The following is a 25,134-nucleotide window of genomic DNA, read 5'->3' as shown; positions in this document are numbered from 1 at the left end:
GCATCACTGCGCCTTCTCGGCGGCCAGTTCTTCCAGATCGATGTAGCGGTTACCGATGCGCGGGTGCAGGCGTCCGCCGTCAGCGGCGCCGAGCACGACGATGATCTCGTCGGCACGCGGGGCATCCTCGATCTGCATTTCCAGGGTGATGTAATGCGAGCGCAGGCCTTCGTCGTCCTTGTGCATCATCGGGATCTGGATCGAGGTGCCCGGGCCGCCGCGCTTGTTGGTGAAGCTCAGGTAGCTCTTGGCCTGGACCGCCTCACGGTAGTGGTTGCCGAAGCGCAGGGTGTGGATCACCGCCGAGGCGTGTTCGATCTCGCCTTCGGCACCAACCACTGCAGCCTTGCCATAGGCCTCGATCTTGTCGGCACCGCCGATCGCGGCGGTCAGGCGCTCGACCATCAGGGCGCCAAGATCGGAACAGTTGGCCTTGATCTCGGGCTTGAGATCCTCGACGAAGCCGCGACCCAGCCAGGGGTTCTTGATGACCACGGCCAGGCCCACCATGGTCACCGGCTTGTCGGTGGCCTTGCCGCCTTCGATGCGGGTTTCTTCGAGGTAAGTGACGATCTTGCGGATTTCGAAACTCATGTTCGGTGCGCTCCTGAGGCGGGTGAGTCGTTGTTCTTGTATCATGGTATACCATAATACCGATTGCGCAAGTCAAGCACTCGCAGTTGCCTTCTGTCAGTCGGTAGACAAGGTGATAGCTGGCAACAAGCAGGCGTTGAATCTCAATTATGGTTGATGGTATACCATAATATATCGCAAGGCTGGCCAGCCTCGAACGAGCGATATGGGTGAGCGTCACGGCGCTCAGGTCGCTCGCTGAGCCTGGCCCGTTTTGGCATCGCCTGTGGTGCCTGCGACGTCCCATTGGTTGCAAAACAAGAACAAGGAGACGCCTGTGAGCGTGCGCCCCAATTCCCTCCTCGAACGCTGCTTCGCAGGAGTAAACCCGACCATGGCGATTGCCTCTATCGCCATGGTGTTCGCCTTCGTTTTATTCACCATTACCAACACGGAATTGGCCAACGGTCTCTATACCGCTGCCAAGGCCTGGATCGAGCGCTCGCTCGGTTGGTACTACGTTGCGGTGGTCAGCGGTGTGCTGTTCTTTACCTTCTGGGTGGGGCTCAGCCGTTTCGGCAACCTGCGCCTGGGCAAGGATGACGAGCGGCCGGAGTTCAGCAATTTTTCCTGGTTCGCGATGCTATTCAGCGCGGCGGTGGGAACCGGATTGCTGTTCTGGAGCATCGCCGAGCCTCTGATGCATATGCAGGGCAATCCCTTCATGGAGATGGCCGGCGTCAAGGCGGGTACGCCCGAGGCAGGCCAGGTCGCCTTGCGCATCACGATGTTCCACTGGGGGCTGCACGGTTGGTGCATCTATATCCTGGTGGGCCTGGTGCTGGCCTATTTCGCCTATCGTCACAACCTGCCGCTGACCATTCGCTCGGCGTTGTATCCGCTGCTGGGCGAGCGCATCCATGGCTCCATTGGTCATGCGGTGGATCTGCTGGCGATCTTCAGCACTCTATTCGGTACGGCGACAACCATGGGGCTCGGCGTCTCGCAGATGAATGCAGGGCTGAACTACATGTTCGGCTGGGAGATTTCCACCTCCAATCAGCTGCTGTTGATCGCAGGTACCACCGTGGTCGCCACGCTGTCGGCGGTTTCCGGAGTACGCCGCGGTATTCTCTGGCTCAGCGAATGGAATATCCGCCTGAGCAGCATTTTGTTCCTGTTCCTGCTGCTGGCCGGTCCGACGGTATTCCTCCTGGGGCTTTACGCGTCCAGCATCGGCGACTACCTGGCGCACTTCGTGCCGATGGGCTTGTGGACCGATCCTGACCCCGAGCGCCAGTGGCAGGGCTGGTGGACCATCTTCTACTGGGGCTGGTGGTTGTCCTGGGGCCCATTCGTGGGCATGTTCATCGCGCGCATCTCGCGTGGTCGCACGGTGCGTCAGGTGGTGCTGGGCGGCATGCTGTCCTCGACTCTCGGCGCCTTCCTGTGGATCGTGATCATGGGGGGTACCGGCGTACATCTGCAGCTCAATGGCGTGGATCTGTCCAGCGTCGCCAACAGCGACCTGACCATGGTGCTGTACAAGACCATCGAAGGCCTTGGTGTGGAGTGGGCGACGCTGCCCATGGCTGGCCTGGCGACCTTGATGATCGTCAGCTGGTTCGTCACCTCGGCCGACTCGGCGACTCTGGTGATATGCACCATCCTGTCGATGGGGAACCAGAATCCGCCGCAGCGTTATCGCGTGATCTGGGGGCTGGGTCTGGGAGCGCTGGCCGGCACCCTGTTGCTGGCCGGCGGTCTGCAGGGCCTGCAGGCGGCTACCATTGTGGCGGCCTTGCCGTTCTCGGTGATCCTATTGCTGATCTGCTATTGCTTGGTCAAGGCCCTGCATCAGGAGGAAGTCGCCACCGCCAGAGGCGTGCAACCGAGCGCGGCGTTACGCAGTTCCTGAGGGCTGGCGTAGAAACGAAAACGCCCGATGCCATTGGCATCGGGCGTTTGCATTGGGCGCGAAATGGAACTCAGGCGATGCGGTAGTTCAGCACGCTGTCCTGCTCCTTGAGCATCTTGCGCAGGTCGGCAGGAATGTTGCCTGCGCGTACGGCCAGTTCCAGTCGAATTTCTTCCAGGCTCTGGGCGAAGGCATTCTGGTCGGCGATCTGTGGCTTGGCCAGGACGCGGCTGTAGACGGTGCTGTCGCTATCGTCGAGCAGGGCGAGGATGATGCTGCCATCCGGGCGGGGCGAGCTGAAACTGGCACGCAGCGGATTGAACAGGTGATCGACGAGCTGTTGGTTGGTGAGTTCCATGTCCTACTCCATCCTGAGGTTGATGAAGTTTGACCTCGGGATGGCGGATTGGTTCAGTCGATCAGGCAATGAGCGACTGGCGGGTGCGTTCGATCACCTGCTGCAGCGATTCGTCGTTGTACTGGCCAGGGTAGAGGCGCTGGCTGTACTGGGCGATACCGGTCTTGTCGACCAGGGTGAAGCTAAAGCTGCCCTTGCGCGTTGCCTGGATACGGCAGTCGAACGGTGCGAAGGCGTGAGTCAGGGTGCTGATGGCTTTCTGAACTTGATGTTGAGTATTCATTTTTCTAGGTCTTTCCTTTAAAGCATGTGCGCTTCGTTGCGCGTGGTGTAGCTCCATGTGGTTGGCCGAAAAGCGGCCATAGCATGTCAACCGATCGGAGCTTGATTGGCACGATAAAGTTCCATTGTTACGGTTCGTCGTCGTGGTCGGTACGTCGGAGGCAGGCAGAGGAACTGCACCGATAAACGGCGAGTCGGCCTGATCAGTCAGCAGATGGGATCGGGGAGGGCGGCAGCGCGCAGATGCGCTAGACGTTGAACCGGGAAACCAGCGAGGGGGCGCAAAAGGCCTTTTTGACTTACAGCGTGGTACGAACGGGGCGGATCATACGCGGTTGTTCAAGAATTGAACAGCTCTATTTGTTGGCGTTCGCGTGCGACGTCTACCGGGTTCGGTTGGCGGATGCAATTTGCCGGTTGCTCCGCTAGGATTAGCCCACTTTTGCTTTCCTCACATGACGGTTTTCCATGAGTTATCAGGTTCTTGCACGTAAATGGCGTCCGCGCTCGTTCCGCGAAATGGTCGGCCAGACTCATGTGCTCAAAGCCCTGATCAACGCCCTGGATAGCCAGCGCCTGCACCACGCCTACCTGTTTACCGGTACGCGCGGGGTGGGCAAGACCACCATCGCGCGCATTATCGCCAAGTGCCTGAACTGCGAAACGGGTATCAGCTCCACCCCCTGTGGCACCTGCTCGGTGTGCCGGGAGATCGATGAAGGGCGCTTCGTCGACCTGATCGAAGTGGATGCCGCCAGCCGTACCAAGGTCGAAGACACCCGCGAGTTGCTCGACAACGTGCAGTATTCGCCGAGTCGTGGCCGCTTCAAGGTCTACCTGATTGACGAAGTGCACATGCTCTCCACCAGTTCCTTCAACGCGCTGTTGAAGACGCTGGAAGAGCCGCCACCTCACGTCAAATTCCTCCTTGCCACCACCGACCCGCAGAAATTGCCGGTCACCGTGCTGTCGCGCTGCCTGCAGTTCTCGCTGAAGAACATGCCGCCGGAGCGGGTGGTCGAGCATCTGACCCACGTACTGACCGCCGAGAACGTGCCGTTCGAGGACGATGCTCTGTGGCTGCTCGGCCGTGCTGCCGATGGTTCGATGCGCGATGCCATGAGCCTGACCGACCAGGCCATCGCGTTCGGCGAGGGCAAGGTGCTGGCGGCCGATGTGCGTGCCATGCTCGGTACGCTCGATCACGGCCAGGTCTACGGCGTGCTGCATGCGCTGATTGAAGGCGATGCGCGCGCTCTGATCGAGGCGGTTCGCCATCTCGCCGAGCAGGGGCCGGACTGGAATGGCGTGCTCTCGGAAATGCTCAACGTCCTGCACCGCGTCGCTATCGCTCAGGCGCTGCCCGATGCCGTGGACAATGGTCAGGGCGACCGTGAGCGGGTATTGCAGCTGGCCCAGGCGCTGCCGGCCGAGGACGTGCAGTTCTACTATCAGATGGGCCTGATCGGTCGTCGTGATCTGCCTCTGGCACCTGAGCCACGCGGCGGCTTCGAGATGGTGCTGCTGCGGATGTTGGCCTTCCGCCCGGCGGGAGCCGACGATGCGCCAAAGGTCACGCTAAAGCCCTTGGGGATCAGCCAGGCCACTGCTGATTCCCAACAGAATCCAGTGGCCGGCACCGCTATGCCGGCTCCTGCTCCTGTGGTCTCCTCGCCAGCTCCAGCTCCAGCTCCAGCTCCAGCTCCAGAGCCGATGGCCATACCTGCAGCGTCTGTGCCTGCTCCCGTCCCGGTTGAAGCAAGCCCGGTAGCGCCGCCGCCGGCCCCGGAGCCCGTCGTGAGCGAGCCGCAGCCGCAGGCTGAGCCCGCAGCCGCGCCGGCAGCGAATTTTGCGCCTGAGCCCGTCGCTCCTTTGGTTGTCGATGTGCCTTGGCAAACTGCCACGCCTGCAGAGCCTGCGGTGGAGGCTGTTCAATCCGCTGCTGCGCCTGAGGTGGAGAGTGCACAGCCGCAAGCGCCGGAAACACCAGCGGTGGCCGCGCCAGCGCCTAGCGCGCCTGCGCAGCCTGTCGTGGACGTCGATGGCGCTGATGACGAACCGCCGCCCGGCGACTACGACTATGTCGAGATGGACGCCGAAACGCTCGACTACGATTTTGGCCACGCCGAAGCCGAGACACCTGTGGTCGAAGAGCCGTTGCCGGCCGCCAAGCCGGCAACCGGTCTGGCGGCAGAGTGGCTGGCGTTGTTCCCGCAGTTGGGCCTTGGCGGCATGACCGGTAGCATCGCGGCCAACTGCACCCTGATCGAGGCCAACGGCGACGATTGGCTGTTGCACCTGGATCCCGCGCACAGCGCGCTGTTCAACCCGACTCAGCAGCGCCGTCTGAACGATGCGCTGAACCAGCAGCAGGGGCGCAGCATCAAACTGCGCATCGAGCTGTGCAAGCCGGAGCAGGAAACCCCGGCGCAGGCGGCTGCCCGTCGCCGCGCCGAACGCCAGCGCAGTGCCGAGGCGTCCATTCATGCCGATCCGCTGGTGCAGCAAATGATTCAGCAGTTCGCCGCGAAGATTCGCGATGACAGTATCGAACCTATCGATACCCCCAGTTAATTCTGAACACCGAGGATACCGAGATGATGAAAGGTGGCATGGCAGGCCTGATGAAGCAGGCTCAGCAGATGCAGGAAAAAATGCAGAAGATGCAGGAAGAGCTGGCCAATGCCGAAGTCACCGGCCAGTCCGGTGCCGGCCTGGTCAGCGTGGTGATGACCGGTCGTCACGACGTCAAGCGCATCTCCCTGGATGACAGCCTGATGCAGGAAGACAAGGAAGTGCTCGAAGACCTGATCGCCGCTGCGGTCAACGACGCGGTGCGCAAGGTCGAGCAGAACAGCCAGGAGAAGATGTCTGGCATGACGGCCGGCATGCAGCTCCCCCCGGGCTTCAAAATGCCCTTCTGAGCATGTGACGCCCAGCCGGCACGCATTACTGCGTAGCGAAAGGCCCCGAGCATCCTCATTTACAGACGTAAACTCCGGTGCTCGGGGCCTTTCGCGCCTTGTACTGCATTCCGTCTGGACGCCCCCTTGGGCTTGTGGTGGTAATGACATACGCCGGATTAGACGAGCGCGTAGCCCGGATGAAATCCGCGGCGCTTGTATGCCCTGTTTCCCCGGATTGCTTCCGGGCTACCAACCTGTAGGACATCCATGAGTTTCAGTCCCCTGATTCGCCAGTTGATCGACTCCCTGCGCATCCTGCCCGGTGTGGGGCAGAAGACCGCGCAGCGTATGGCCCTGCAACTGCTCGAGCGTGATCGCAGCGGTGGTCAGCGTCTGGCGCAGGCGCTCAACGCGGCGATGGAAGGCGTGGGGCACTGCAAGCGCTGCCGCAGCCTGAGTGAGGATGAGCTGTGCCAGCTGTGCCTGGATGAGCGCCGCGACGACAGTTTGCTGTGCGTGGTGGAAGGGCCGATGGATGTGCACGCGGTTGAGCAGACCGGGTTTCGCGGGCGCTACTTCGTGCTCAAGGGCCATCTGTCACCGCTCGATGGTCTGGGCCCGGAGGCCATTGGCATTCCCGAGTTGCTCGAGCGCATCGAGGCCGGCGCCTTCAGTGAGGTGATCCTGGCGACCAACCCGACGGTGGAAGGTGAGGCCACGGCGCATTACATCGCGCAGATTCTCGTCGGCAAGGGCCTGGTGGCCTCGCGTATCGCCCACGGCATGCCGCTGGGTGGCGAGCTGGAGCTGGTCGATGGCGGGACTCTGGCGCACGCCCTGGCTGGCCGCCGTCCGATCAGTCTGTAGTTACCCCAACCGCCGGACCCGGAGTGCCCGTGATCGCTGACACTCTGCGTCGTATGAGTCTGCTGCTCCTGCTTGGCGCGCCGCTGGCCGTACAGGCCAGCCAGTGCCCGAGCGGGCAGGTTCAGGTCTGTCTCGGGGCCTCCTGCCTGTGCGTGCCGGATCCCGTGCGGGTGCGCGAAGGCGGCCTGAACATGGCCGCGGCTCGTCTCGAAGCCTGGTTGCTGCAATCTCGCCAGGCGGCGCTACGCGCCGGCACCGAGCCCATTCCTTTGATGATTCGCGCCCAGCTTGCACCGTTCTACGACGACGCCTTGCTCGATGAGGTGCGCTATCGCGTCGGTATCACCGATGAGATGGATGCCGCTACCGTCATGCTGCAGAACCCGGACGTGCAGGCCGTGACCCTGGTCGATGTGGTGGTGTTTCGCGACGCCGCTGCCGCCGCGCAGGATGCTGCGCTGTGGGCGCATGAACTCTGGCATGTGCAGCAGTACCGCGAATGGGGCACCGATGGCTTCGCCCAGCGCTACACCCGTGACTTCCAGGCGGTGGAAGGGCCGGCCTACGAGATGGGTGAGCGGGTGAGAAAGGCATTGCGTGAGCCAGAATAAAACGCTCGCTTGAAAACCAAGCAAGCGCTAGGTTAGGGTGACCAAAACAATAACGGGAGTACCCGCATGGCCGCCGTTCTGTCGTATTTCGATGAATCCCATCAATTGGTTCGTGATTCCGTTCGGCGTTTCGTCGAGCGTGAGATCCTGCCGTTTATCGACGAATGGGAGGAGGCCGAGGAGTTTCCTCGTGAGCTGTACCTCAAGGCTGGCGCGGCGGGCATTCTCGGTATCGGCTACCCCGAGCAGTACGGCGGCAGCCATGAGGGTGACGTGTTCGCCAAGGTGGCAGCCAGCGAGGAACTGATGCGCAGCGGCTCCGGTGGCCTGGTGGCCGGGCTCGGCTCGCTGGATATCGGCTTGCCGCCGATCCTCAAGTGGGCCAAGCCGACGGTGCGCGAGCGCGTGGTGCCGCAGGTGCTGGCCGGCGAGAAGATCATGGCGCTGGCGGTGACCGAGCCCTCCGGTGGCTCCGATGTGGCCAACCTCAAGACCCGCGCCGTGCGTGACGGTGATCACTACCGCATCAACGGCAGCAAGACCTTCATCACCAGCGGCGTACGTGCCGATTACTACACGGTGGCGGTGCGCACCGGCGGCGAGGGTTTCGGCGGCGTCAGCCTGCTGCTGGTGGAGAAGGGCACGCCGGGTTTCAGCGTCGGGCACAAGTTGAAGAAAATGGGCTGGTGGGCCTCGGACACCGCCGAGCTGTTCTTCGACGACTGTCAGGTGCCGGTGGAGAACCTGATCGGCGTGGAGAACGCCGGTTTCGCCTGCATCATGGCCAACTTTCAGAGTGAGCGCCTGAGCCTGGCGATCATGGCCAACATGACCGCGCAACTGGCGCTGGAGGAGTCCCTGAAATGGGCGCGCGAGCGCCAGGCGTTCGGCAAGCCGGTGGGCAAGTTCCAGGTGCTCAAGCACCGCCTCGCCGAGATGGCCACGCAACTGGAGGTATCGCGCGAGTTCACCTATCGCCAGGCTGCGCAGATGGCGGCTGGCAGGAGCGTGATCAAGGAAATCTCCATGGCCAAGAACTTCGCCACCGATATCGCCGACCGGCTGACCTACGATGCGGTGCAGATCATGGGGGGGATGGGGTACATGCGCGAATCCCTGGTCGAGCGCCTGTACCGTGATAACCGCATTCTCTCCATCGGCGGCGGCACGCGGGAGATCATGAACGAGATCATTGCCAAGCAGATGGGGCTGTAGACGCGGTACTTGGGCCTCTATGGCGCGAATCCCTGGTCGAGCGCCTGTACCGCGACAACCGCATCCTTTCCATCGGCGGCGGTACGCGGGAAATCATGAACGAGATCATCGCCAAGCAGATGGGGTTGTAGCCGCTTCTGTGGGAGGGGCTTTAGCCGCGATCAGCCTTAAAGAGGCGGTAAAGCTCGCCGCTCAAGCGCCTCCCACGGAAAGCGGTGATCAGGACGCTTGCTGATTCTGCGCTGCCTGGCGCAGACGGGCGATGTCGCGCTGTGGCGGCTCGCCGAACAGGCGACTGTATTCACGACTGAACTGCGATGGGCTTTCGTAGCCCACGCGGTAGCTGGCCGCCGCCGCCTCGAGGTTGTCGCACAGCATCAGCCGGCGAGCCTCCTGCAGGCGCAGTTGCTTCTGATACTGCAGCGGGCTGAAGGCGGTAACGGCCTTGAAGCGATGGTGCAGGGTGGACGGGCTCAGGTTCACCTCACGGGCCAGCTCCTCGATACGCAGCGGCTGGTCGAAGTTCTTGCGCAACCACTCGATGGCGCGGGAGATACGCTGGCTCTGGCTGTCGGCGATCACGATCTCATGCAGGCGATGGCCCTGCGGGCTGAGCAGCATGCGATAGAAAATCTCGCGCAGGGCCAACGGCGCCAGCATGGCGATGTCGCGCGGGGTTTCCAGCAGGCGCAGCAGGCGAATCACCGCATCCAGCAGGCGTGGATCCAGGCGGTCGAGAAACAGGGCGCGTTGTGAGGCGGCATCCGGCGCCGGGATGGGCGGCATTTCGGTGAGCAGGCTGCTGATCAGCGCCGGGTCGATCTCCAGCGCCAGGCTCAGGTAGGGCGCCTCCGGGCTGGCTTCGATGACCCGGCCGGTCACCGGGAGCACCACCGATGCCACCAGATAATTCAGCGGGTCATAGACATAGAGTTCGTCGCCCAGGCGGATCTCCTTGCGCCCCTGGGCGATGATGCACAGGCAGGGGTCGTACACCGTCTGCATCGGCAGGCTCGGCGTCGTCGCGCGCGCCAGTTTCAGACCGGGAATGGCCGTGAGGTGCAGGCCGTCCTCGGGGACGAAGCGTTCGACGAGGCGCGCCATTTCATGGCTCAGTTCGGCAAGGGGCGTGTCGAGATTTGTGGCGGTATGGATGGGTGAGTGCATGGCGCGCCTCCAGAAAGTCAGCGAAGCCTAGCCAGGTTTTTCAGGCAAGTCATGGGGTGCGGCAGGATTAGGCAAATATTTGCCAGTAATGGGCAAATTCCAGCAATAGCGAGTATTTCAGAGGCGCCTTGGCAGCGCGTGCAGGATCTGTGTCGAATTCGCTGGATACAGTTTTAGGCAAGAATATGCCAGTAATCGACTAACGTCCTGATGACCTTGTGCGTGATCCTTGTCGTCATCGCGGCTTCCCTGCGCCGACTCGAATGCCCGCCAGGCGGTGCCCCAACGCCTGATCAAGGGAGCGAGCCCTGTCCAGCAGATGGCTGATCGCGCCACTGACGCTGTTGTTGCTCGCCACTGCCTGGCTCGACTCCAGGGCCTCTGGCGGGGCGGCTCGTGCTGAGCCTGACGCAGCGCCACATGTTTTGCAGCCTGAGGCTGCCGGTATGTACTGATTCACTTCCAGGAGGTTGCCATGAGCATCATTCACCGTATGACCGTTCGCGCTCGCCACGACCGCTCGATCCGGCTGGGGCAATGCCTGGCGCGCTTGCACGAGGTTGGCCGGGATATTCCGGGCTGCGAACGCCTGAGTGTGTCTGCTCTGCATGGCGATTCGCTGACCTGGCAGGTCGAGGGGCAGTGGAGTTCGGCAGCGGCACGCGACGCTTTCCTTGGCAGCGAGGGACTGCGTCAGGTAATCGCTGCGGCGATAGACGAGGGGCTGTTCAGTCATCTCGAATGCAGCATGGAGTTGCAGCGACAGGTTGCCTGAGGCCGCTCAGGCTTGCCTTTGTGAATTTATCTCTATAGATTTTCATGAAATTAATTATTTTAAATTTCATGAGTCGTCTATGTTTCGCCACGCCAGTGAGCACGTCGACAGCTACTACGCGCAAAGCTGCAGTGATCGACTGAAGCATCATCCGATCCTGCAAGGTGATTTGCAGTGCGATGTGCTGGTGGTCGGTGCCGGTTTCAGTGGCCTGCATACCGCCTTGCGTCTGGCCGAGGCTGGGCGCCAGGTCGTTCTGCTGGAAGCCAGTCGTGTGGCCTGGGCGGCTTCGGGACGCAACGGCGGGCAGGCGATCCTCGGTTGGTCCTGCGATATGCCGCCGCTGGAAAAGGCACTTGGCATCGAGCGCGCGCGGCGTCTGTGGAGTGGCATGGCCTGGGCGGCCAACGAGCTGCGCGAGCTGCCCCAGCGCCATGGCTTTGATTGCGATTATCGCCGTGGTCATTTGTGGACGGCGGTGTTGCCCCGGCGCGTAGCGTTGCTGCACGAGTGGCAGGAGCAGGCGGCCTATAAGTGGGGGCACCGTGCGCTGCAGTTCGTCTCTCGTGAGCAGATGCCGCAGTGGGTCGCCAGCGAACGCTACCAGGCCGGGCTTTACGACCCTGAGGCCGGGCACCTCAACCCGCTCAAGCTGGCACTCGGTCTGGCTGAGGCCTTCGTTCGCGCCGGTGGGCAGATCTTCGAGCAGAGCCGTGCGCTGAGCCAGGAGGCGTATGGCGGCCGCTACCGTGTGCGTACTCAGCAAGGCAGTGTTCAAGCCGATCAACTGGTGCTGGCCTGCAACACCTATATCGATCGCCTGGAGCCGCGTCTGGCGCGGCGCATTCTGCCGGTGGGCACTTACCAGATCGCCACCGCGCCGCTGGGGGCGGAGTGCGCCGAGGCACTGTTGCCGCGCAACACCTGCGTCACCGACAACCAGTTCGTCCTCGACTACTTCCGCCGCACGCCGGACCACCGTCTGCTATTCGGCGGCGGCTGCACCTACCTCGGCGGTTTGCCAAAGGATATGGCGGCAGCGACGCGGCCTTTCCTCGAGCGCGTCTTCCCGCAGCTGTCCGGCGTGGCCATCGATTTTGCCTGGGGCGGCCATATCGATGTCACCCGTGCGCGCACGCCGGACATCGGCGGCGAGAACGGGCGCTACTGGCTGCAGGGCTTCTCTGGTCACGGCGTGCTGCCGACCCTGGCGGCGGCGCGGGCGGTCAGCGATGCCATCCTTGGCCACGATGAGGAACTGGCGTTGTACCAGCAGCTACGCAATCCCGAATTTCCGTTCGGCGAGCGCCTGGCGGGGCCGCTCGAGGCCGTCGGCAAGGCCTGGTACCGACTGAGAGACAGCTTCTGAAATGGACAGCCCTGACATGGACAATAATCTGGAAATGGCGGCTCTGGCCGTGCTTATCCACGACTTGCGCAAGCACAAGAAAGTCACCCTCAATGAGCTGGCCGAACGCGTCGGTCGCTCCGTGGGCTTTCTTTCCCAGGTCGAGCGCGGCCTGTCGCGTCCGACTGTGGCGGATCTGACCGCCATCGCCGAGGCGCTCGATGTGCCCACCACCTATTTCTACAGCCTGCCCAAGCCCAAGGCGCTGGACTGGGTCACCCGGCCAGATGAGCGCCGCACACTGTATCTGGCCGGTGGTATCACCGACATCATGGCGTCACCCACCTTGCAGGGCGCCTTCATGGTGGTCGAGAGCCTGCTCGAACCCGGTGCCAGCAGCGGCGAGCGGCAGATGAGCGACCGCTCGGAGCAGGCCGGCTACGTGCTTGAAGGCCAACTGACGTTGTGGTTGGGTGAGGACGAGAGCGCCACGCTGCATCCCGGCGATGCCTTTCAGGTGCCCAGTTACGCGCACCTGCGTTATGCCAACCAAGGCGACACCCCCGCGCGGGTGTTGTGGATCTACACCTGACCTCCCGTGAATCGGAACTAACCATAATGAACGCCACCCGAGTCGAGTTGCTCGACGAAGTCCGCCAGTTTCGCCAGGCCCACCCCGAGGTGCGCTTCGTCGACCTGATCTGCCTGGACATCCCCGGACATTTCTACGGCAAGCGCTATCCCATCGAGATGCTGGAGAAGGTCGCTGCCGGCAGCGCCCTGAAGCTGCCGCAGAACTGCGTGCTGCTCGGCGCCCAGGGCGGGCTTTACGAGATCGGCAACTACTGCTTCCACGATGGCGACCCGGACGCGCCACGGCGCCTGATTCCCGGCACGCTCAAGCGGGTGAACTGGGAGCGCCAGCCGCTCGGGCAGATGCTGATCAGCTCCGATGGCACCGAGGCGCCCATCGAATTCGAGCCACGCGAGGTGCTGGCGCGCGTGGTGCAGCGTCTGGCTGCGCGCGGCATTCGTCCGGTGGTGGCCTTCGAACTGGAGTTCTACCTGTTCGACAAGGCGCTCAAGGACGGCTTGCCGCAGTACCCGCGCGATGACCTGAGTGGCGATGCCGACGACCAGCCGAACATGCACATCGAACGCCTCTCGCGCTTTGCCGAGGTGCTCGACGACATCACCGAGACCGCACGTCTGCAGGGCATCGATACCACGGTGATCACCGCCGAGATCGGCCCGGGGCAGTTCGAGATCAACTTCAGTCATAACGCCGACCCGCTGCAGGCTGCCGACTGGTCGGCGCTGTTCTGCCGGGTGACCCGTGGCGTGGCGCTCAAGCATGGTCATCGTGCCAGCTTCATGGCCAAGCCGTATCTGCAGTATCCGGGCAGTGGCATGCATATCCACGTCAGCCTCTACGACGAGGCCGGTGACAACCTGCTGGCCCGCGACCAGCAGCGCCCGCTGCGCCATGCCGTGGCCGGTTGCCTGGAGCTGTTGCCGGAGCTGATGCCGATCTACGCGCCGAACCACAACAGTTACCGCCGTTTCGGCGCCCAGGTGAACTCGGCCAGCCAGGCCAGTTGGGGCTTCGAGGACCGCGACGCCTGCGTGCGCATTCCCGAGTCGGACGCGCGCAACCTGCGCCTGGAGTTCCGCCTGCCAGGCGCCGACGCCAACCCTTACCTGGTGCTGGCGGCGCTGCTGACGAGTATCGAGCAGGGCCTCGACGCTCAGGTCGAGCCCATCGCACCCCTGAATGACGACCGCGCCAGCGGCGTCGACTTTCCCAAGGACATGCTCGACGCCGTGCGCCGCATGCAGACCAGCGAGCGCGTCGCCGCCGGCCTGGGCAGCGAGTTCGTCATGGTTTATTGCGAGAACAAACGCCAGGATCACCTGGCCTTCATGCACGACATCAGCCCGCGCGAATACCGCTGGTACCTGTGATGTCCCGGATCGAAGGAGGCGACATGAACAACTCGAAAACCGCACATTGGCAAGCCCTAAGCCAGGCCCACCACCTGGCGCCGTTCAGTGATTACAAGCAGCTGGCCGAGAAAGGCCCGCGCATCATCACCGAGGCCAAAGGCGTGCACCTGTGGGACAGCGAGGGCAACAAGATTCTCGATGGCATGGCCGGCCTGTGGTGCGTGGCCGTCGGTTATGGCCGCGAAGAACTGGTCGAAGCTGCCAGCGCGCAGATGCGTCAACTGCCGTTCTACAACACCTTCTTCCAGACCGCCCATCCGCCGGTGCTGGAGCTGGCCCATGCCATCTCCCAGCTGGCGCCGGCCGGCATGAACCATGTTTTCTTCACCGGTTCGGGCTCCGAAGGCAACGACACCATGCTGCGCCTGGTACGCCACTACTGGGCGTGCAAGGGCCAGCCGAACAAGAAGATCATCATCGGTCGCGACAATGGCTATCACGGCTCCACCGTGGCCGGCGCCAGCCTCGGTGGCATGAAATTCATGCACGAGCAGGGCGACCTGCCGATCCCCGGCATCGCCCATATCCCGCAACCGTACTGGTTCGGTGAGGGCGGCGAGCAGTCGCCGGAAGAGTTCGGCATCTGGGCTGCCGATCAGCTGGAGAAGAAGATTCTCGAGCTGGGCGAAGACAACGTTGCAGCCTTTATCGCCGAGCCGATCCAAGGCGCGGGCGGCGTGATCATCCCGCCGCAGAGCTACTGGCCGCGCATAAAGGAAATCCTCGCCAAGTACGACATTCTCTTCGTCGCCGACGAAGTGATCTGCGGCTTTGGCCGTACCGGCGAGTGGTTCGGCAGCCAGTATTACGGCCTCAAGCCTGACCTGATGACCATCGCCAAGGGCCTGACCTCAGGTTACGTGCCGATGGGTGGGCTGATCGTCAGCGACAAGGTGTTCGAGGTGATCGAGGCGCACGGCGACTTCAACCACGGCTTCACCTATTCCGGGCATCCGGTGGCGGCGGCAGTGGGTCTGGAGAACCTGCGCATTCTCAAGGAAGAAGGCATCGTCGAGCGGGTCAAGGCAGAAACTGCACCCTACCTGCAAAAGCGCCTGCGTGAGCTGGCCGATCACCCCTTGGTGGGCGAAGTACGCGGCGTCGGTATGCTCGGCGCCATCGAACTGGTGCAGGACAAGGCCACGCGCAAGCGCTTCTCCGCTGATGTGGGCGTGGGCATGGTCTGTCGTGGTCACTGCTTCGACAATGGCCTGATCATGCGCGCCGTGGGCGACACCATGATCATCGCGCCGCCTCTGGTGATCACCCAGGCGGAAGTGGATGAGCTGATTGAGAAAGCACGCAAGTGCCTGGATCTGACCTGGGAGCAGGTGTGTAGCGCTGTGTGAGCCTGCTGTACCGTGGGAGGGGTTTTAGCCGCGACGGGCAAAGCTCGCGGTTAAAGCGGAATGCCGCCCAGCCGCTCCTACGCGAAGACAGCATGTGTAGGAGCGGCTTTAGCCGCGAAGGACGATGATCAAAAGAAAACCCCGCAACCGGCAACGGTAGCGGGGTTTCGTTTTTCAGCCACTTACTTGAGGCTGTTCTTAAGCGTCAGCGCTGCCTGATCCAGGGCAGTGCGCACGGCCGGCACTTCAGCCACTACATTGAGCAGGCCGTAGTCGTGGATCATGCCGTTGTAGCGCACGGCGGTCACCGGCACGCCAGCGGCGTTCAGGCGGCGGGCGTAGGCTTCGCCTTCGTCACGCAGCACGTCCATCTCGGCGGTCTGCACCAGGGCCGGCGGCAGCCCTCTGAGTTGTTCCAGGCTGGCGCGCAGCGGCGATGCATGGATCTCGTTACGTTGCTTCGGATCGGTGGTGTAGTTGTCCCAGAACCATTCCATCATGCCGCGCGTCAGGAAGTGGCCTTCGGCGAACTGGTTGTACGACGCATTGTTGAAATTGGCGTCGGTCACCGGCCACAGCAGCACCTGGGCGCGCAGTTTCGGCGTGCCGGCCTCCTTGGCCTTGATGGCGACCACGGCGGCCATATTGCCGCCGACGCTGTTGCCGGCCACCGCCAGGCGCGAACCGTCGACACCGATCTGGCTGCCGTTGTCGGCGACCCATTTGGTCGCGGCATAGGCCTGGTTGATCGCGGTCGGGTACTTGGCTTCCGGCGATGGCGTGTAGTCGACGTAGATCGCCGCCGTGCCAGAGCCCACTACCAGGTCGCGGATCAGGCGCTCGTGGGTCGGGTAGTCGCCCAGCACCCAGCCACCGCCGTGGAAGAACATGAAGCCCGGCAGCATGCCGCGTGCACCTTCGGGTCGCACCACCTTGAGGGTGAGCGACTGGCCGTTGACCTGGATGACCTTGGTGTCCACGACGATGCCGGACAGGTCCACCTCTACGCTGGCCTGGGCGGCCACCAGCACGGCGCGGGCGTTCTTCGGCGCAAGGGTTTCCAGCGGCTGACCGCCGCCAGCTGCCAGGGCATCGAGGAAGCCTTGAGTGTTGTGTTCCACGCCGGGGCTGCCGGCGGCGAAGCTGCTGTTGATGGCCAGAGCGAGCAGTCCGGCAGGCAGGGCATTGGCGAACAGGGTGCGGGTTTTCATGGCGGTTTCCTCCTGGGCCGCGCTCGGGCGATGGCCGCGAGCGCTGGCTGCGATCTGTCAGACGATGGTCAGGGTGACGTCGATGTTGCCGCGGGTGGCGTTGGAGTACGGGCAGACGATGTGCGCGCGATCCACCAGGGTCTGCGCGGCGTTGCGATCCAGGCCCGGCAGGCTGATGCGCAGTTCCACTTCGATGCCGAAACCGGTGGGGATAGCGCCGATGCCCACGGTGCCTTCGATGAAGGTGTCCGCAGGGATGGTCAGCTTGTCGCGGGCGGCTACGAATTTCAGGGCGCCGAGGAAGCAGGCGGAATAACCGGCAGCGAACAGTTGCTCGGGATTGGTGCCGTTACCGCCGGCACCGCCGAGTTCTTGCGGGGTAGTCAGGGCGATGTCGAGCACGCCGTCGGAAGAAACGGCGCGGCCTTCACGGCCACCAAAGGCTTCAGCGGTTGCACGGTAGAGAACGTTTTCGATGGTCATGGCATTGATCCTTATCGGCTGGGGGGAATGGATTGGTTTGCAAGTATTTTGTGCGCTAACCAATTCCGTGAAGCGAACTGTATTGCGCAAAACATTAGTGCGCAAGATAAATGTATGGAAGATTTGGCTATACGATTCTGTTTTTCAGGAATAAGTGCGTAGCAAGGAGCGCCGCCATGCCCTGTAGAAGATGCTGAGGTGACTTGCCAGGCTCAACGGCAATAACGGCTCATGACGCGGGGATAAGCGCTCGGGTACAGCGGAGGTCGTTGCATGCGGCGCGCACGGGATGTCGCGCGAAGAGGGGCGTCTGCGCTCTAGCGGGAGCAGGCGGTGATTGGCATCGCAGAGATCAGAGGGCGTCTTGCAGATGGCCGCGTAGTTCGATCAGGTCGTCACGTAGCTTGCCCAGTTGCTCCATATTCAAGGCAGATGCCTTGAGGATGCAGGCCGGCAGTGCCTTGGCCTGTTCGTGCAGGGCGCGACCTGCGTCGGTGAGGTACAGCTGAACCACGCGTTCGTCCTGACTGCTGCGTTGGCGTTGCAGCAGGCCTTCGCTTTCCAGGCGCTTGAGCAGAGGCGTCAAGGAGCCGGGATCGGTCAGCATGCGCGCGCTGATTTCACTGACGGTAATGCCCTCGTTTTCCCACAGCACCAGCATGGCCAGATATTGCGGATAGGTGAGACCGAGCGCCTGCAGCAGGGGCTTGTAGGTCTTGGTCATCATCAGTGAGGTGGAATAGAGGGCGAAGCATAGCTGGTTATCCAGCATCAGCTCGGCGCAGGGTTCCACTTGGGAGGTCATGGCATTGGCCTGTGCAAAGGTGGTTGGCGTCGTCCGCCAGGTGGTGCGGGACGTGACCCGCACCCCGATGGCATCAGCCGCAGGATACGCGGGTGATCACTCGTTGGTCGTCGACGTTGAGGTTAAGGCGTTGACCATTGTATTCCAAGGTCACCACGCTGTTCGGCGTGAGAATGCGGGCGGTGCTGGCTCCGGCTTGCTGACGCGCCTGTTCGAGCAGTTCGGGCGTCGCGCTCTGGCCTTTGAAGTGCTCGACAGCGGACGAGGTGCAGCTGTCCGGAGTCGGGCCGCTCGGTGCGGTGCTGGAGGCTGGTTTCTCGGTAGTGCTGCTGCAGCCGGCGGCGAGCACTGTGGCGGCGAGTATCAGGCTGAAACGAGTCTTGAGGTTCAACGCGTTGGGCTCCTTGTCCATTGGTGTGGCTTTCATTGCGCGCCTTCTAGGCGCGCCAGGCGTTCTTCCAGCGCTGCGATGCGCGCTTCCAGTTCGACCAGTCGATCGTCGTTAGGTGCCGCAGCCTCTGCGCGAGCAGCTGGGCGGTTGGCCAGGATGTTTTCCAGGTCAGCAGGTTCGCCGAGCAGATGCATGTAGCGATCTTCGCGCTGACCGCTCTGGCGTGGCAGCAGCATGGCCAGTCCACGCCCGATCAGACGCTCCAGTTGGTGCTGGACCTCGGCGACATCGTCGAAATCATGCATGCGATTGCTGCGCGTGAGCAGCTCATTGAGCGTCTGTGGGCCGCGCAGCAGAAGCAGGCCGAGCAAGACCGTCTGCGGCTTGACCAGCTCCAGTTGCTTGTCGCAGCGCTGCTCCCAGCGATCGGCACGGCTGCCCATCACCAGACGCACCAGCTTGCGGCCTTCGAGGCTGCGCAGGTAGCGCCCGACTTCACCGGTTTCCAGATTCATCAAGGGTTCGCGGCTGGTCTTCTGGTTGCAGGCCAGTTGCACCGCATTGAGCGTCAGCGGATAGGTTTCCGGGGTGGTCAGTTGCTTCTCGATCAGGCAGCCGAGGATGCGCACCTCGGCGGCGTGCAGTGGGGTTTCACCAACCAGCGGGGACGGGGCGTGCGACATGAGGTGATCCTGGCAGAAAGAACCTGTCTAGGTTAACGGCATCCGCGTTCAGCTGACAGGCTTCAATGTGTGTTCGAGCATGTCCAGGCTGGCGTCGAGTACCTGGCGGCGCGATTCATCACTGGCCATCATGCGCGCCAGCAGCAGGCTGCCCAGGCATTGCGCGAGTATGGTCCAGGCCATTTGCGGGTTGCCGATGATCTGGGCCCAGGTGCTCTGCAATTGCAGAATCTGCTGTTCGGTACGCAGCCGCACCGGCTCATCGGCACGGGCGATCTCCGCGCCCAGCGTTGGCAGTACGCAGCCTTTGTCCGGTTGCTCGACATGCGCCAGGCTGAGATAGGCGTTCAGGCAGCGCTGCAGTTTCTCGCGTCCGGCATCACCCGCTTCGCCACCGAGTCGGCTCAGGCTGTTATGCAACTCGCGTTCGATCAGTTCGGCGAACAGGTCGTCCTTGCTCGGGAAGTGGCTGTAGAACGCTGCGCCGGTCAGGCCGATGGTCTTCATCAGCGCATCCACGCCCGTTACGGCAAAACCTTGCTGCTTGGCCAGCGCGCCACTGCTGGCGAGCAGGCGTTCGCGGGTTTCGGCCTTGTGTTCGGCGCTGTAGCGCATGCTTGACTCCCTTCTAGGCTGGATTGACCTGCCCGAAAGCGTAGCATAACGTTCGTTAATCTAACGGTCGTTAGCTAATGGAGAAAGCCATGAACGAGAACAAGAAAGTCGCTTTGATCATTGGCGCCGGGGATGCCACCGGCGGCGCCATCGCTCGACGTTTTGCCCGCGAGGGGTATGTCGCCTGCGTCACCCGGCGCAGCCTGGACAAGCTGCAGCCATTGCTGGAGCAGATCCGCGACGAGGGCGGTGAGGCGCACGGTTTCGCGTCCGACGCGCGGCGCGAAGAGCAGGTGGCTGAGTTGGTCGAGAACATCGAGCGTGACATCGGGCCGATCGAGGTGATGGTGTTCAATATCGGCGCCAACGTCCCATGCAGCATCCTCGAAGAGACCGCACGCAAGTACTTCAAGATCTGGGAGATGGCTTGCTTCTCCGGCTTTCTCACCAGTCAGGCCGTGGCCAGGCGCATGGTCGCCCGTGGCCGTGGCAGCATCCTGTTCACTGGCGCCACTGCCGGTTTACGCGGCGCGGCCGGATTCGCCGCGTTCGCCGGTGCCAAGCATGGCATTCGTGCGCTGGCGCAGAGCATGGCGCGAGAGCTGGGGCCGTTGAACGTGCATGTGGCCCATGTGGTGGTGGATGGCGCCATCGATACCGCGTTCATCCGTGACAGCTTTCCTGAGGTCTATGCCAGGAAGGATCAGGATGGCATCCTCGACCCCGAGCACATCGCTGACAGCTACTGGTTCCTGCACAGCCAGCCGCGCGATGCCTGGACCTTCGAGCTGGACCTGCGGCCCTGGATGGAGCGCTGGTAATCTGTGCTGAGCCCACAATCCCCCTAGCGAGCGAGTGAAACTGATGAGCAAGACGGTGGAGTTCTTCTTCGACCTGGGCAGCCCGGCCTCCTACCTGGCCCATACCCAGCTGCCCGATCTGTGTCGCGAGGCCGGTGCCGAATTGATTTATCGGCCGATGCTGCTTGGCGCTGTATTCCAGGCGACGGGCAATGCCTCACCAGCGATGATTCCGGCCAAGGGCCGCTACATGATTCGCGACCTGGCGCGTTTTGCCGAGCGCTACGGCGTACCGATGCGCTTCAACCCGCATTTTCCGATCAATACCCTGACGCTGATGCGCTTGCTGGTAGCCGTGCAGCTGCATCAGCCGGAACGCTTCGATGATGTTTTGCAGGCGCTGTTTCGGGCGATCTGGGTCGATGGGGTGAACATGGGCGATCCGGCCAAGGTGGCTGGCGTGCTGGTGGCGGCCGGTTTCGACACGGCGCAGCTGCAGGCGCAGATCGCTGAAGCAGCGGTCAAGGATGCGCTCAAGGCCGCCACCGAGGAGGCCGTCAAGCGCGGTGTATTCGGCGCGCCGACCTGCTTCGTCGGTGACGCGATGTTCTTTGGCCAGGATCGCCTGGATTTCGTTCGCGAAGCTCTTCGCGCCTAGGCGCTTTCCGTTCCGAGCCCTATGCCTGGCACAATGGCCGGATTATTGTCCGGCCGTTCGAGCACCCGATGAACCCCGAAGCGCTGAAACTCCTGGTGACCCGCCGCATGCCTTATGGCAAGTACAAGGATCGGCTGATTGCCGATCTGCCGGGGCACTACCTCAACTGGTTCGCCCGCGAGGGATTCCCCAAGGGAGAACTGGGTCAGCTGCTGGCGCTGATGCAGGAGATCGACCACAACGGTCTCAAGCCGCTGCTCGATCCGCTGCGCAAGGGTACGTAAGCGCGGCTTGTCGGGGATGCCGCGCGCACCGGCCATGTCTGTGCAGAGTTGCGGTGCGCACAGCATTGGCAGCCCCGCGACAGCCTATGGCAATGCCCTCACGTCAGTGCCAGTTGCGCCCATGATCCAGCTTCTGGTCCACCAGCCACTTACCGTGGGCGATGGAGGCGTGCTGGGCCTTGGTCAAATCATCCATGAAGGCGTAATCCAGCGGCAGTGTCTGCCGTTTGCTGGTATTGCCGGCAGGGTCGGTGATTTGGCAACCGCCAGCCCAGGGTGTCGGCAAACCTGGGTGTTCCATGACACTGGCGTGGATAGTGTGGTCGCGGTGGGTGCAGGTAAGCGCGCTCATGAGGCCACCTCGTAGATCGAGGCGCCGCCCTCGGTGTCGACGCTACAGCGAGGTTCCAGCTGGGAGCCGGTAGCGGCGCCGTGTGGATGAGTGGTGCGTCTGTCCCCTTACCTTAGTCCAGATGCTGTAACTGTGAGCGTTGCCCGACGAACGCACAGAGCCGGCAATCGCCGGCTCTGTGGGGCGCCCGCTGCTATTTCACTCGGTCGCTTCACGTACCTTGTCGGTGCTTCTTGGCTTTGCGGCAAAGCGGGCGGCCAGGCGCATGGACAGGGTCACCAGGCGTTGATACAGCGCCGGCATGCTGCGCTGCATCCAGTCCAGGGTGCGAGCGTCAGCGCCGATGAGGATGCGTCGCTTGTTGGCCAGCACGCCACCTACGATGACCTTGGCCGCCTGCTCTGGCGTGGTACGTAGCAACTGGTCGTTGAATTGCTGGCGTGCCTGCTCGGCGGCCTGGCCGGTGACCTTGGCCAGGCTGTCGTTCATCCGTGCGGTCTTGGCGATGTTGGTGCGAATACCGCCGGGGTGTACGCAACTGGCGGAAACCCCGCACGCGGCCATGTCCAGTTCCTGGCGCAGCGACTCGGTAAAACCGCGCACGGCGAACTTGCTGGCGTTGTAGGCGCTCATGCCGGGTTGGGAGAACAGACCGAAGACGCTGGACACGTTGATCACGTGGCCTTGGCCTGCGGTCTTGAGGTAGGGCAGGAAGGCCTTGGTGCCGTTGACCACACCCCAGAAGTTGATGTTCATGATCCACTCGTAGTCGGCGTAGTCGTTGCCTTCGACCGTGCCGCCCTGAGCCACGCCGGCATTGTTGAAGATAGCATTGACCCGGCCGAATTCGCTGACGACCTGCTCGGCCCAGGCCTCGACGGCGGCGCGGTCGGCGACGTCGACACGCTGCTGGCTGACGGTGACGCCGAGTTTGCGCGCCTGTTCGGCGGTTTCCTTGAGGCCCTCGACATTGACGTCGGACAGCGCCAGATGGCAGCCCTGGCGCGCCAGGTGGTAGGCGAGGGCGCGGCCGATACCGGAGCCGGCGCCAGTGATGGCGGCTACTTTGTTCTCGAAGGATTTCATGCGGTGGCCTCCTGCACATCGAGGGCGATGGCGTTGCTCTGTGCCGGGTGAGCGGCGTGTTGGCGGCTGAAGTGATAAGCGTGCGAATCGAAATTGCGGGTCAGCATCCGGTAGCGCCAGGTGAAGCCCGGCCACACCGTACAGTTACGCCCGCTGACCGGGTGCAGGTACCAGCTCATGCAGCCGCCGGCATTCCATACGGTGTTGCCGAGGGTGCCCTGGATCTTCCTGTTGAAGCTGTCCTGCGCCTCGCGCTTGGGCTCCAGGCTCTGCAGGCGGCCCTCTTCGAGCTGCTTGAGGGCACCGAGTACGTAGGTGATCTGCGACTCGATCATGTAGACCATGGAGTTGTGGCCCAGCCCGGTATTCGGCCCCATGAGGAAGAACAGGTTGGGGAAGCCGGCGGTCATGGTGCCCTTGTAGGCTTCCGGGCCTTCGGGCCAGGTGTCGAGCAGGTCGACGCCGCCACGGCCGAACACGGTGCCGCGCGGCAACGGGTCGCTGGGGGTGAAGCCGGTGCCGAAGATGATCGCGTCGACGTCGCGCTGCTGACCGTCGGCTGTGCGCACGCCGTGTGGCAGGATCTCGGCGACACCATCGGTGATCACCTCGACATTGGCCTGGGTCAGCGCCGGGTAGTAATCGTTGGAGATCAGCACGCGCTTGCAGCCCATGGTGTAGTCCGGGGTCACCTTGGCGCGCAGCACCGGGTCCTTGATCTGCTTCTTGATGTGCTGCTTGGCGATGCCCTGAGCCATACGCAGCAGGCGCGGGGCGAAGGCGAAGGCGATGACCCGGCTTTCGAGGATGCCGTACAGCGCGCCGCGCCAGAGTTTCTGCGCCAGCGGGAAACGCTTGAAACGGGTGCGCTCGCCGTCGCGAATGGCGCGATCCGGCTTGGGCATGATCCACGGCGCGGTGCGCTGGTAGAGGTCGAGATGCTCGACCTGCTTCTGGATCTGCGGCACGAACTGAATGGCCGAGGCGCCGGTGCCGATCACGGCCACGCGTTTGCCGCTCAGGTCATAGTCGTGATTCCACTGCTGCGAATGGAACACCTCGCCAGTGAAGTTCTCCAGGCCCTTGAGCTTGGGGATCGAAGGCGTGGACAGGGCGCCCATGCCGGAGACCACGAACTGCGCGCTGTAGCGGTTACCAGCGCTGTCCTGCAGGTGCCACAGCTCGGCGTGCTCATCCCAGCGTATCTGTACCACTTCGGTGCCCAGCAGGGTCTTGTCCTGCAGGCGGTACTTCTCCCAGCAACCTTCCAGGTAAGCCTTGATTTCCGGTTGCTTGGCGAACATGCGCGTCCAGTTCGGGTTCGGCTCGAAGGAGAAGGAGTACAGGTGCGATTGCACGTCGCAGCCGCAGCCCGGGTAGTTGTTCACCCGCCAGGTGCCGCCGACGCCTGCCTCTTTCTCGAACAGCAGGAAGTCCTGCTCGCCCTGTTGCTTGAGACGAATGGCCATGCCGAGGCCGGAAAAGCCGCTGCCGAGGATGGCGATCTTGCAATGGCGGGCAGCGGTAGGGGGTGACACGGGCGCATTCATGGCCGAACTCCTGCTTGTCGTTCTTGTAGGTGTCTACATCTGTCTACCAAGGTAGACATGTGTATACTCATCGGCAAGCCACCCGATCAACAAGCCAACTTTAGGTAGGGGTAAGGATGCAAAACGACGACGCGCAGGTACGCGACAAGGCCGGTTCAGCGCCTGGCAAGCGCCTGTTGATGGAGGCGGCGTTACGTCTCACCTCAACCAGTCGCAGCCTCAGCAGCCTGGGATTGCGGGAGTTGGCGCGCGAGGCCGGGCTCAACCCCAACACCTTCTACCGGCATTTCCGTGATGTCGACGACCTCGGTCTGACCGTGATCGGCGAGATCACCACCTTGCTGCGTCAGCCGTTACGTGATCTGCGCCGCGAGGCTGCGCAGCGTGCCGTGAAGGATGAAGGGCCGATGCTGCCCAAGTTGCTCGGTATCGACCTGGGGCGTGGGCGGCGGGTCTGCCATGAGACGGTGCAGCTGTTCTTCGACTTCGTCGCCGAGCACCCCGAAGCATTCATCCTCGGCGTGCGCGAACTGCATGGGGCCTCGCCGGTGCTGCGCGAGGCCCTGCGCCAGGTGATGGACGATTTCGCCGATGACATGGCCGCAGACATCGTCGAGTTCAAGCTGTTGCCGGGCATCGTCAGCGCGGCTGCGGTGCGCCAGGTTTCAGGGCTGATCAGCCGCAGCCTGTTCGAGCAGTCGCTGGACTACATCGGCCAGCCACAGCGGCGCGAGGCGATCTGTGCACTGGCCGAGGAGCAGATCGTCATGCTCTTCACCGGTGCCAGCGTGCTGCAGAGCATGGGGCAGCTGCGGTTGGGCTGAGGGCGTCTTGCGGTGC

Annotated in this window: 28 protein-coding genes and 1 pseudogene; 16 read left to right on the top strand and 13 right to left on the bottom strand. The window is 63.0% G+C overall.

Translation table 11 applies throughout. The annotated features are described in order from the left end of the window. Positions 1 to 3: 3 nt before the first annotated feature. Entirely contained in the window at positions 4 to 594 is a 591-nt protein-coding gene (locus ACN8M7_RS09640; RefSeq protein WP_490260601.1) for an amino acid synthesis family protein, read from the bottom strand. A 373-nt stretch (positions 595 to 967) separates the two neighbouring features. Here ACN8M7_RS09640 and ACN8M7_RS09635 point away from each other — a divergent pair, with 373 nt between their 5' ends. Beyond that, entirely contained in the window at positions 968 to 2,491 is a 1,524-nt protein-coding gene (locus tag ACN8M7_RS09635) for a BCCT family transporter (protein WP_490260600.1), read from the top strand. A 70-nt stretch (positions 2,492 to 2,561) separates the two neighbouring features. Here the strand turns inward: ACN8M7_RS09635 and ACN8M7_RS09630 are convergent, their stop codons facing one another. Beyond that, the gene (locus ACN8M7_RS09630) at positions 2,562 to 2,849 is read right to left on the bottom strand and encodes a DUF3509 domain-containing protein (RefSeq protein ID WP_061239079.1); all 288 of its coding nucleotides are present in this window, start codon (positions 2,847 to 2,849) and stop codon (positions 2,562 to 2,564) included. 61 nt (positions 2,850 to 2,910) lie between these two features. Beyond that, positions 2,911 to 3,132 (bottom strand): hypothetical protein, encoded by a 222-nt coding sequence (locus tag ACN8M7_RS09625; RefSeq protein ID WP_061239080.1) that lies wholly within the window; start codon positions 3,130 to 3,132, stop codon positions 2,911 to 2,913. A 467-nt stretch (positions 3,133 to 3,599) separates the two neighbouring features. Between ACN8M7_RS09625 and dnaX the strand changes: the two genes are divergently transcribed. From dnaX to ACN8M7_RS09595, 6 genes and pseudogenes are all read left to right on the top strand, one after another. Further along, complete coding sequence (dnaX, locus tag ACN8M7_RS09620) at positions 3,600 to 5,705, top strand: DNA polymerase III subunit gamma/tau (protein WP_490260599.1); 2,106 nt, start codon at positions 3,600 to 3,602, stop codon at positions 5,703 to 5,705. A gap of 23 nt (positions 5,706 to 5,728) precedes the next feature. Further along, the gene (locus ACN8M7_RS09615; RefSeq protein ID WP_061239082.1) at positions 5,729 to 6,055 is read left to right on the top strand and encodes a YbaB/EbfC family nucleoid-associated protein; all 327 of its coding nucleotides are present in this window, start codon (positions 5,729 to 5,731) and stop codon (positions 6,053 to 6,055) included. 249 nt (positions 6,056 to 6,304) lie between these two features. Continuing rightward, the gene (gene recR / locus ACN8M7_RS09610) at positions 6,305 to 6,904 is read left to right on the top strand and encodes a recombination mediator RecR (protein WP_061239083.1); all 600 of its coding nucleotides are present in this window, start codon (positions 6,305 to 6,307) and stop codon (positions 6,902 to 6,904) included. A 29-nt stretch (positions 6,905 to 6,933) separates the two neighbouring features. Next, positions 6,934 to 7,515 carry an eCIS core domain-containing protein gene (locus ACN8M7_RS09605; protein ID WP_490260598.1) on the top strand — a complete coding sequence of 194 codons (582 nt, stop codon included), beginning with the start codon at positions 6,934 to 6,936 and terminating at the stop codon, positions 7,513 to 7,515. Positions 7,516 to 7,581: 66 nt separating this feature from the next. Then, the gene (locus tag ACN8M7_RS09600) at positions 7,582 to 8,730 is read left to right on the top strand and encodes an acyl-CoA dehydrogenase family protein (RefSeq protein WP_490260597.1); all 1,149 of its coding nucleotides are present in this window, start codon (positions 7,582 to 7,584) and stop codon (positions 8,728 to 8,730) included. A 23-nt stretch (positions 8,731 to 8,753) separates the two neighbouring features. Continuing rightward, positions 8,754 to 8,861: pseudogene (locus ACN8M7_RS09595) on the top strand (acyl-CoA dehydrogenase family protein); the annotation flags it as partial. A gap of 88 nt (positions 8,862 to 8,949) precedes the next feature. Here the strand turns inward: ACN8M7_RS09595 and ACN8M7_RS09590 are convergent. After that, positions 8,950 to 9,897, bottom strand: a complete 948-nt coding sequence (locus ACN8M7_RS09590) for an AraC family transcriptional regulator (protein WP_490260596.1) — start codon at positions 9,895 to 9,897, stop codon at positions 8,950 to 8,952. Between the two features lie 475 nt (positions 9,898 to 10,372). Between ACN8M7_RS09590 and ACN8M7_RS09585 the strand changes: the two genes are divergently transcribed. From ACN8M7_RS09585 to ACN8M7_RS09565, 5 genes are all read left to right on the top strand, one after another. Next, positions 10,373 to 10,672 (top strand): antibiotic biosynthesis monooxygenase, encoded by a 300-nt coding sequence (locus ACN8M7_RS09585; protein WP_490260595.1) that lies wholly within the window; start codon positions 10,373 to 10,375, stop codon positions 10,670 to 10,672. 79 nt (positions 10,673 to 10,751) lie between these two features. Further along, complete coding sequence (locus ACN8M7_RS09580; protein ID WP_490260594.1) at positions 10,752 to 12,041, top strand: NAD(P)/FAD-dependent oxidoreductase; 1,290 nt, start codon at positions 10,752 to 10,754, stop codon at positions 12,039 to 12,041. A gap of 16 nt (positions 12,042 to 12,057) precedes the next feature. Further along, complete coding sequence (locus ACN8M7_RS09575) at positions 12,058 to 12,612, top strand: helix-turn-helix domain-containing protein (protein ID WP_490260593.1); 555 nt, start codon at positions 12,058 to 12,060, stop codon at positions 12,610 to 12,612. Positions 12,613 to 12,638: 26 nt separating this feature from the next. Next, positions 12,639 to 13,985, top strand: coding sequence for a glutamine synthetase family protein (locus tag ACN8M7_RS09570; RefSeq protein WP_490260592.1), 1,347 nt, complete (start codon positions 12,639 to 12,641; stop codon positions 13,983 to 13,985). A gap of 23 nt (positions 13,986 to 14,008) precedes the next feature. Then, the gene (locus ACN8M7_RS09565; protein ID WP_490260591.1) at positions 14,009 to 15,376 is read left to right on the top strand and encodes an aspartate aminotransferase family protein; all 1,368 of its coding nucleotides are present in this window, start codon (positions 14,009 to 14,011) and stop codon (positions 15,374 to 15,376) included. 182 nt (positions 15,377 to 15,558) lie between these two features. On the opposite strand, the gene ACN8M7_RS09560 is transcribed toward ACN8M7_RS09565, so the two are convergent. The 6 genes from ACN8M7_RS09560 to ACN8M7_RS09535 all read right to left on the bottom strand — a co-directional run bounded on the left by ACN8M7_RS09560 (position 15,559) and on the right by ACN8M7_RS09535 (position 19,564). After that, positions 15,559 to 16,587: an alpha/beta hydrolase gene (locus tag ACN8M7_RS09560; RefSeq protein ID WP_490260590.1), complete on the bottom strand. Its 1,029-nt coding sequence runs from the start codon at positions 16,585 to 16,587 to the stop codon at positions 15,559 to 15,561. 57 nt (positions 16,588 to 16,644) lie between these two features. Beyond that, entirely contained in the window at positions 16,645 to 17,070 is a 426-nt protein-coding gene (locus ACN8M7_RS09555) for an organic hydroperoxide resistance protein (protein WP_490260589.1), read from the bottom strand. Positions 17,071 to 17,422: 352 nt separating this feature from the next. Next, a complete protein-coding gene (locus ACN8M7_RS09550) occupies positions 17,423 to 17,875 on the bottom strand; it encodes a MarR family winged helix-turn-helix transcriptional regulator (RefSeq protein ID WP_490260588.1) in 453 nt (150 codons plus the stop codon). A 73-nt stretch (positions 17,876 to 17,948) separates the two neighbouring features. After that, positions 17,949 to 18,266, bottom strand: coding sequence for an I78 family peptidase inhibitor (locus tag ACN8M7_RS09545; protein ID WP_490260746.1), 318 nt, complete (start codon positions 18,264 to 18,266; stop codon positions 17,949 to 17,951). Positions 18,267 to 18,298: 32 nt separating this feature from the next. After that, positions 18,299 to 18,949, bottom strand: coding sequence for a YceH family protein (locus ACN8M7_RS09540; protein ID WP_490260587.1), 651 nt, complete (start codon positions 18,947 to 18,949; stop codon positions 18,299 to 18,301). A gap of 48 nt (positions 18,950 to 18,997) precedes the next feature. Continuing rightward, entirely contained in the window at positions 18,998 to 19,564 is a 567-nt protein-coding gene (locus ACN8M7_RS09535; protein ID WP_490260586.1) for a TetR/AcrR family transcriptional regulator, read from the bottom strand. 89 nt (positions 19,565 to 19,653) lie between these two features. Here ACN8M7_RS09535 and ACN8M7_RS09530 point away from each other — a divergent pair, with 89 nt between their 5' ends. The 3 genes from ACN8M7_RS09530 (at position 19,654) to ACN8M7_RS09520 (ending at position 21,306) form a co-directional block, all read left to right on the top strand. Continuing rightward, positions 19,654 to 20,385: an SDR family oxidoreductase gene (locus ACN8M7_RS09530; RefSeq protein WP_490260585.1), complete on the top strand. Its 732-nt coding sequence runs from the start codon at positions 19,654 to 19,656 to the stop codon at positions 20,383 to 20,385. A 43-nt stretch (positions 20,386 to 20,428) separates the two neighbouring features. Next, positions 20,429 to 21,022: a 2-hydroxychromene-2-carboxylate isomerase gene (locus tag ACN8M7_RS09525; RefSeq protein WP_490260584.1), complete on the top strand. Its 594-nt coding sequence runs from the start codon at positions 20,429 to 20,431 to the stop codon at positions 21,020 to 21,022. A gap of 68 nt (positions 21,023 to 21,090) precedes the next feature. Continuing rightward, positions 21,091 to 21,306 (top strand): DUF3820 family protein, encoded by a 216-nt coding sequence (locus ACN8M7_RS09520; protein WP_061239099.1) that lies wholly within the window; start codon positions 21,091 to 21,093, stop codon positions 21,304 to 21,306. A gap of 103 nt (positions 21,307 to 21,409) precedes the next feature. Here the strand turns inward: ACN8M7_RS09520 and ACN8M7_RS09515 are convergent, their stop codons facing one another. From ACN8M7_RS09515 to ACN8M7_RS09505, 3 genes are all read right to left on the bottom strand, one after another. Then, positions 21,410 to 21,658: a hypothetical protein gene (locus ACN8M7_RS09515; protein ID WP_061239100.1), complete on the bottom strand. Its 249-nt coding sequence runs from the start codon at positions 21,656 to 21,658 to the stop codon at positions 21,410 to 21,412. A 198-nt stretch (positions 21,659 to 21,856) separates the two neighbouring features. Then, positions 21,857 to 22,744, bottom strand: coding sequence for an SDR family NAD(P)-dependent oxidoreductase (locus tag ACN8M7_RS09510; RefSeq protein WP_490260583.1), 888 nt, complete (start codon positions 22,742 to 22,744; stop codon positions 21,857 to 21,859). After that, on the bottom strand, positions 22,741 to 24,294 hold the full coding sequence (locus ACN8M7_RS09505; RefSeq protein ID WP_490260582.1) for a flavin-containing monooxygenase: 1,554 nt from the start codon (positions 24,292 to 24,294) through the stop codon (positions 22,741 to 22,743). Before ACN8M7_RS09505 ends, ACN8M7_RS09510 begins: the two co-directional genes overlap by 4 nt. 116 nt (positions 24,295 to 24,410) lie before the next feature. Here ACN8M7_RS09505 and ACN8M7_RS09500 point away from each other — a divergent pair, with 116 nt between their 5' ends. Further along, the gene (locus ACN8M7_RS09500; RefSeq protein ID WP_490260581.1) at positions 24,411 to 25,118 is read left to right on the top strand and encodes a TetR family transcriptional regulator; all 708 of its coding nucleotides are present in this window, start codon (positions 24,411 to 24,413) and stop codon (positions 25,116 to 25,118) included. Positions 25,119 to 25,134: the final 16 nt, after the last annotated feature.

Origin of the sequence: Pseudomonas spartinae (genome assembly GCF_965197125.1) — a bacterium.
Taxonomy (GTDB): Bacteria; Pseudomonadota; Gammaproteobacteria; order Pseudomonadales; family Pseudomonadaceae; genus Aquipseudomonas; species Aquipseudomonas composti_A.
This window is presented reverse-complemented; position numbering and strand designations above follow the sequence as displayed.